The organism is Mesorhizobium sp. M7A.F.Ca.CA.004.04.2.1 (genome assembly GCF_004022825.1).
GTDB lineage: Bacteria > Pseudomonadota > Alphaproteobacteria > Rhizobiales > Rhizobiaceae > Mesorhizobium.
The window spans coordinates 1-804 of record NZ_RZPH01001568.1; the positions used below are offsets into that span (position 1 = coordinate 1).

The 804-nt window shown below is 67.5% G+C and carries 1 protein-coding gene; it reads left to right on the plus strand.

The genetic code is table 11. The features are described from left to right. Positions 1-785, plus strand: a 785-nt coding sequence (locus EN893_RS36180; RefSeq protein ID WP_164901504.1) for a helix-turn-helix transcriptional regulator, incomplete at its 5' end; no start/stop codon positions are given. Between the last annotated feature and the right edge of the window lie 19 nt (positions 786-804).

The window sequence follows — 804 nt, forward strand, 5'->3', positions numbered from 1 at the left end:
CACCGGCGATCATCGCCACCTCCTCGCGGCGCAAGCCCGGCGTACGCCGCCTGAGACCGGTGGCGATGATCGCCGGTGTCGGCACCACCTGGTACACATGGCTGGAGCAGGGGCGGGAGGTCAGGCCCTCGGTCGAGGTGCTGACGGCACTTGCCGAAGCACTGCGCCTCGACGCCGCCGAAAAACAGCATCTGTTCATCCTCGCCGACCGCCAGCAGCCGGAGCGCCGTGCCGTGGCGCCGGAAAAAGTCGACGGCCCCTTGCTGCACATGCTGCAGAGCCTGGTGCTGCAGCCGGCCTATGTTGTCGGGCGGCGCTGGGATGTGCTGGCCTGGAACCCGGCTGCCGTCGCGGTGTTCGGCGACTATGGCTTGCTGGAGGGGGACGCCCGCAACATCGTCCACATGGTGTTCACCAGCCCGCACCACCGGCGCCTCCTGGTCGACTGGGAGCAACTGGCGCGCACCGTGCTGGCCTCCTTCCGGGCCGCGAGTGCGCGTTATGTCGGCGATCCGGATTTCGAGCGGCTGATCGAGTTGATGACGCGTTCGAGCCCCGAATTTCGCGCTTGGTGGCCGCAGCGCGACGTCGCGCACCGGTTGTCGGGGGTGAAGCATGTCCGGCACCCGAGCGCGGGCGCCATGATCTTCGAGCATATGAGCCTGTCGATCGGCGATGGCTCCGACATGAAGCTGATCGTCTATACGCCGCTTGCCGAGCAGAACTCGGTCGCCAAGCTGCAGACATTGCTGGACGCCCTGCCGGCCGAGCGGCGCAGCGCGTAACCCTCCACTTCGTCATCCC